The following is a 6352-nucleotide window of genomic DNA, read 5'->3' on the forward strand; positions in this document are numbered from 1 at the left end:
AAATCTGCCTTCAGCTGCTGACCCCAAAGCAAATCAACTAGAGGCATCAAAGAGAGGTTGCCCTCTGTCAAAGTACCTAAATCAAGGTACCACTGTCGAACCCTCTGTCAAGTCGAAGCCAGGCCAATGGGAGCCAAAGAGACACTAAACCAATAATCGACTTTGGATAAGATCCCCTGGGTATTGAGTTGCATTTGGAGCATAAAACTCTACTTCATCTTCAACTTTAGAGGACAAAACTCCCAGCTCCACCAAGAGATCCAGATGATATTTAGTCTCAAAGATGGCAAGCATCGAATTAAAGAGGTCCAGATCACCTAGATCGGTCTCTCTACGTGTCCATTTCAGATGTCTGGCTACCTCGAAGGCGCTCATACCACCGACGCCAAGAGCACTATAGGTTTGACGCAACCTAAGGTCATGATGCAAAAGAAGCTCGTCGATTCGCTTATGTGAACTTGGGACCACTGGGCCGTGAGCTGGCAGCAACATCGAATCTGGCATCTGTCTAACTTTGTTGAGCGATCCCAAGTAATCTCCAAGAGGAAGGCGCGGCCGATCGGCCTCAAGAGCAATCGAAGGTGTTATATGGGGCAAAACGTGATCTCCCGCAAATAATACTTTAGAATCTGAATCGAGAAAGACTACATGACCGCGTGTGTGACCGGGAGTCGAAATCACACTCAAATTGCGGCCACCGACATGCAAAACCGTTCCATCATAGAGCCAATCATCTGGCCTCTCGTATAGATTGATGATCTCTGAATCGTCGCTACCAAAGGCAGAGACAGTCTCATAGAGTGCTTGTGCGCCACAAAGTCTCAGTAGACCAAATTGTCGTTCAAAGGAATCCTGCTCATTTCGTTGAATCATATCAAAGGAAGAACGTTCACCAGCGCCAATTGAGACCTTCCCGTGAAATTCGCGCCGAAGCGCAATCGCTTGGGTGTAGTGGTCCCTATGAATATGCGTAATCAGAAATTCAGAGACGTCACCTACTTCCACACCTACTAAGGCCAGCGCCCCAGTCAGGGCCTTACGTGCCACCTCAAGAAATTGACCCGAATCGATCAGGACTACTCGATCAGAGCCAAGCAAAAGATAGACATTAACGGCCCGAAGTGAGTCTCCTGGAAGCGGTAAAGGAATGCGATAAACATTTGGAACGACCTCGAATGCTCCGGGTTCTTCCCATTCGTATCGATTTTCTTTATTAGCTGACAAAATTAATCTCCATGGCAAAACCTTATCATCGTGATTTCGACTTAGTGAGATCGATTAGATTTACTCTGCAATTCAAAAATCAAAGCTCAAGCGGCCTTCGAAAAAATAAAATATCAAAAGAGTGCTGAAATCTCAGCAGTCGCAGATAAAGCGAGACGCAAAAAGACAGATGTCCCAATTTGACGAAGCCGCCAAAAGGCTCAATCTAGCACCAAGACAAGGCGATCTCGATTGCAGAATAATAGAGAGCGCAAACGAATTGATCCAAACCCATCTGAAGTTGTCGAACTCTTCGCAAGACGATTCGATCCAAAATCTACTTGCGCTAGCAGAAAAAACCAACTGCTTCATCCAACTTCTAGTAGAGACATCTAGCTATAAGAACTGGGCAATTGGCTGGATTATAGAGATGGAGATCTTGGAGTTCGATAAAGCCTTATCTGAACTACTAAAGTCATGCTACTTAGGGGAAACTCACCTTTACTGGCAACCCAAGTAACGCTTTTCAGCAGTCGAACGATCCACTCGTTGTGGAGGCTGCCGGATTGAAGGGGTGGTTTACTGTGCTGAACTCAATTGAAGCGGATCAACAGTCCTGGTGGAGAGAGATCGCTCCAGATATTGCCTTTCCGCTAGCGTTTGCGGGGTCACAGCTAGATAGCACCTCTCCTCTTGAAATTAGCGAAGAGGTCGATGGATCCACTCCAAATTCGATCACCAGCACTCTGGTATCAAGTTCGTAACCCCACAACAGGCACACAGCGGAGAGCATATCGAGCTACTAAATAGACGGCGCGAGCTCTACGAGGGAGCTCGCAAATCCAAACCAGGACGGTGGATCTCGGGCAAATGTAGAGACTGGGATCCAGTATCAGAGGTACCAATTATTCCTACGAATAGTTCGGTGGGAGATGAATCAAAAGGGGGCCAAAGGGAGGTAGCTTAGATTGTGCGAAAGTGACAACTTCCTTGGCAGGCTCCGACACTAGGTACTTATGGGATGCCACAAGTACGAATATCGCAAAAACAGCGAAGAGTACTACCGCTAGGTCGCCTCTACGGTTATTTTTCTTCTGCGTGCGGAAGTTATAATCTCATTGATCGCTATTGCCATGTGACCATGATCACGGCCCTAACTTGGGATTAATTGAGAATCAACCCTAATTAAGCTTGGTCATTGAAAATTTATAATCGCTATTTACTGAAATAACTATTCGTCAAGCAAATTGGTCAAGGCTCTTAGGCAAACGTCAAATCTCGCTTCTTTACTTACTTGCAATCCCGCCAATTGAGAGACGAGCCAAAAGATCAGTTCTATTAACACCATCGTCATTTGACACACTGTCAAGGCAAAATAGATCGATCCATCGATGACTCGTTACTACTTTTAGTGCCCACTGAAGAGACACCAGACTGCCCGATATGGCGGGACACCAAATCTCGAGGAAACAATATTCCAGGGGGACTGCTCGTCATCTTCACGCAACTGAGTCAACCTAACCAACTCAATTACCTATCGGGATCGAGCATCGAAACTCCAAAGGCCTAAGTACAAGGTAGGACACTTTACGGGACTGTTCGCCAGAGTCGATCGAGAGGCATCACGTAAAGCCGGTCTTCATAGTTGTATGACCTTGATCCCATAGTGAAAGCTACCCCCGCAATAAAACGATTCCCTAGTGCGTCCCTAAGTTTACGTAGTCCTCTGAATTCGGCTCCCGTAATGCGCTCTCCTGCCTTTATCTCAAAAGCGATAACGGATCCATCATCGAATTCGATAACAAAATCAACCTCATCATCGGCCGAAGTGCGCCAATGACCGCAAAGAACTTTCTCGTCGAGCCAAGAGATCTGCTTACGCAGCTCTCCGACGACAAAAGTCTCTAAAACGTTACCAAGCACGGTAATTGCCGTTGCGTCAAAACTTAAAACGCGCTCTAAGGACAACCTCAAAACCCGGGCCGCTAAACCAGAATCTACTACATGAATCTTTGGTTTGGAATTTGCTCTTGTCCTGAGCGTCTTACCCCACGCAGGTAAACGTACGACAAGGTAAAGGTCTTCGAGAAGCCGAAGATAGCTTTCTAAAGTCTTCCTGTCAATCTCCAACCCTGCGCCCACCTTGCTAACATTTAGAATCTGTGCAGTTTGGGAGGCCACCGTCGAAAAGAGCCTTTGTAATATTTGACGTTGACGAATTCGAACAAGTTCCACCGAATCACGTTCAATCGATTGCATTAAATAGTCATCGAACCACCGATTTCGAGATACGTTTGACGACCGCGAGATCGCCATTGGAAAACCACCCGTAACGATCCTGGCAACATATTCCTGTCTGGTTGAGTCTGATCTTGGCAATGAAGCCACTGTATTTTCCGGATCGTCCAACAACTTTGGAATCAAATTCTCTTCCGAACCCCATATCTCACCTTGCGAAAGAGGCCAAATATTCAATAGGTGCAATCTGCCAGTAAGCGCCTGCGCCGTACGTGGCAAAGTATCAAAGCGTGTGGACCCGGTCAATACCGCGGTTCCGGGTAGCGATCCCTCCCTGTTGAGTCGCGCTTTGATGGCATCTAATACTTCGGGCACATGCTGGTACTCATCCAAAAGGATCGGCGTGGAGTCATTCATCGCACTTACCGGACCTGCCTTTACCGCATCTCGAACTACAGGATCATCTAAGTCAATAACAGCCACGCTCAAATTATCTGCAAGTTGAAGAAGTAATGTGGATTTACCAACCGAACGAGGTCCATGTAAGAAGATGACGGGCTCGTCTTCCATGCGATCTAAAGCGACTTTATAGATTCGACGATTAAAAAGAGAACGATAGCTTTCACTCACACCATTATTATAGTGCAGCGAAGGGGGTTAACTACCAAAACGCGAAGGGGGTTAACTACCAAAACGCGAAGGGGGTTAACTACCAAAACGCGAAGGGGGTTAACTACCAAAACGCGAGATGATAAACATTGGAAAGGCGCAGACGATTATCAAAGGGAAAAACCGAAACCTTGAAATTACGTCTAATCCGCCGTCAATTCATGGGTTGCAAGCACGACGTCAACCAACGACATCTCCGAACCACTATCGATAGTCAAATTCAAACCAACGGCCGTTTTTAAATCTTCAATGGCGACACATCCAAGTAACCACTTCAATCTCTAGAACTGCGCATCTTCGATCAGCTAATCAAAGCCCTATTTCGTAGAGCGGGATTCAAAAGAAGCTCCGCAAAATGGCTGTCAGTCTGCACGACACCCTCTTACTGGAGGGCGTTATCCAAGTCGTAAGCTTGCTTTAAAGAGTGCAGCACAATGTCCTCTTTACCAGGGAACGAATTTGCCATGGAAGTATAACCGAAACGAGAGTTACCTCAACGAAGACCTCAAAGCCACCAAGTACATTTTGCAACTTTAGAGGTGTCGCCATCCCGTATCCAATTTACGTTGGCACGGAGGGGTATCGGCCGATACAACAAAACTGTGGAAACGCTTGACTGAATTGGCCCCAGCACGTTTGAGTTAATGGCCCCACTCAACTTTCAACTATAACAACGCGCCATGAGAGATTTGGTTGGTATTTAGAGATCCCTTTTGAATTTCCAAATTTCGGTTAGATTCAGCTGTTTGACGCTCCTTTCGAATTCGCCAATTGGATGGTTTCTACCCATCTAAGCGAAATTGAATTTATCCGCTCCATAGCTGAACTTGCAAAGGTTGTCTTGATAATCGATGACAGATGAGCTCGTGTGGCCCACTATGTGCTGAATCTATGGGTCAGTACAGTTTTACTATTTAGCCTTATCCTCAAATGAGATCAATGAAGGCAACTACTTCATCACAAGAAGGACAGAGTCCGCCACCTCCCACCTTCTTACAGAACAAGCCACAGTCATCGCATCTTTGGACTCCTAGATATCTTGTTTCGCACTGTGGGCATTCATAAACAGTGCAATCTTTTCTCTTATTACCGTTTGGCAATTTCGCTACGGGGACCTTGTTTCTATTTCGTAGCTTCCATGCATTTACTCGACATCTGTCGCTACAGTAGATTCTTGGCCTAGTTGAACTAATTGCATTCCCACAGTAACGACACGCTGGCGTTGCCATAGCGTTGCCTAACGGGATTTTGTCTTCCACTTACATCTCCTTATTGATAGTTGTGATTGGGTCCCAAGTGATCACCCCAAGTAATTGCTGACCCCTGTTGGTGGCTATCTGCATTCATCCAGATTGAGATTGACTAAATAAAAACCCACTACGGCCATGGAGGTGGCAATGGAGGTGGCATTTGAGAGTTGTTCACTAAGGCCGAAGAAGATGGCATATGGGTATGGCTACCCATGTGCATCTTCTTGGCCGTTAGCTTGACGTTCACAAAAGACCATTGACAAGAGTTACCTTGATACGCCCCGGAAATCTTGGAGACTCCTAGTCTTGAGTTAAGGAGTCATCATTATGGCAAGAGTAAAGAAGTATTCACCCGAAGTTCGTGATCGAGCAATACGAATGGTCACGGACCATCGAGGTGAGTATCCCCCACAGTGGGCAGCTATCCAATCTGTTGCTCAGAAGCTGTAAATGACGCCCGAGACGCTACGTACTTGGGTACGTCAGGCTTCGATAGATGTCGGTGAGACTAAAGGAACAACTACTCAATGAGAGAGAGCGCACCCGTCAACTAGAGCGAGAAGTCGTAGAGCTTCGTAGAGCTAATGAGATTTTACGTGCGGCCTCGATTTTCTTTGCGACCGAGTTGGACGGTCAAAGCGCGAAGCGAAGCAAGTAATTGCTTTTATAGATTGCAATAAGCAAAAGTGGGGAGTCCAGCCGATCTGTAGGGTCTTACAGTTCGCTTCCTCGACTTATTACTCTAATAAATCACGAGTTGCCTCAGTGAGATCTATTCGTGATAAATCTCTCAAGACGAAGATAAGTAAAATTCACAAGGACAACTACTCCGTATATGGGCTTAGGAAGCTCTGGTGTGCGCTTAAGCGCGAAGGTATCGACATCGCACGCTGCACAACAGAGCGTTTGATGGCTGAGCTCGGTATTTCTGGGGTGAGACGTGGTAAGACTTACGTCGTAACCACCGTCGCGAATGAGCTCGTAGAACGCCC

The 6352-nt window shown here is 46.5% G+C and carries 6 protein-coding genes and 1 pseudogene; 4 read left to right on the forward strand and 3 right to left on the reverse strand.

Annotated features, from left to right (window positions below; genetic code table 11):
* Positions 1 to 144: 144 nt before the first annotated feature.
* Positions 145 to 1224, reverse strand: a complete 1080-nt coding sequence (locus AXFE_RS15820; RefSeq protein ID WP_052606913.1) for an MBL fold metallo-hydrolase — start codon at positions 1222 to 1224, stop codon at positions 145 to 147.
* 169 nt (positions 1225 to 1393) lie between these two features.
* On the opposite strand from AXFE_RS15820, the gene AXFE_RS15825 reads away from it, so the two are divergent.
* Both AXFE_RS15825 and AXFE_RS15830 read left to right on the forward strand, forming a co-directional pair.
* Positions 1394 to 1723: a hypothetical protein gene (locus AXFE_RS15825; RefSeq protein ID WP_052606914.1), complete on the forward strand. Its 330-nt coding sequence runs from the start codon at positions 1394 to 1396 to the stop codon at positions 1721 to 1723.
* 64 nt (positions 1724 to 1787) lie between these two features.
* A complete protein-coding gene (locus tag AXFE_RS15830; RefSeq protein WP_052606915.1) occupies positions 1788 to 1967 on the forward strand; it encodes a hypothetical protein in 180 nt (59 codons plus the stop codon).
* An 823-nt stretch (positions 1968 to 2790) separates the two neighbouring features.
* On the opposite strand, the gene AXFE_RS15835 is transcribed toward AXFE_RS15830, so the two are convergent.
* Complete coding sequence (locus tag AXFE_RS15835) at positions 2791 to 4011, reverse strand: ATP-binding protein (protein ID WP_052606917.1); 1221 nt, start codon at positions 4009 to 4011, stop codon at positions 2791 to 2793.
* Positions 4012 to 5036: 1025 nt separating this feature from the next.
* Entirely contained in the window at positions 5037 to 5369 is a 333-nt protein-coding gene (locus tag AXFE_RS19580; RefSeq protein ID WP_152626157.1) for a hypothetical protein, read from the reverse strand.
* A gap of 318 nt (positions 5370 to 5687) precedes the next feature.
* On the opposite strand from AXFE_RS19580, the pseudogene AXFE_RS21665 reads away from it, so the two are divergent.
* Positions 5688 to 5901, forward strand: a pseudogene (locus AXFE_RS21665) (transposase); the annotation flags it as partial.
* A 224-nt stretch (positions 5902 to 6125) separates the two neighbouring features.
* A partial coding sequence (locus AXFE_RS21670) for an IS3 family transposase (RefSeq protein WP_160291901.1) occupies positions 6126 to 6352 on the forward strand: 227 nt, incomplete at its 3' end.

It is taken from the genome of Acidithrix ferrooxidans (genome assembly GCF_000949295.1).
Taxonomy (GTDB): domain Bacteria; phylum Actinomycetota; class Acidimicrobiia; order Acidimicrobiales; family Acidimicrobiaceae; genus Acidithrix; species Acidithrix ferrooxidans.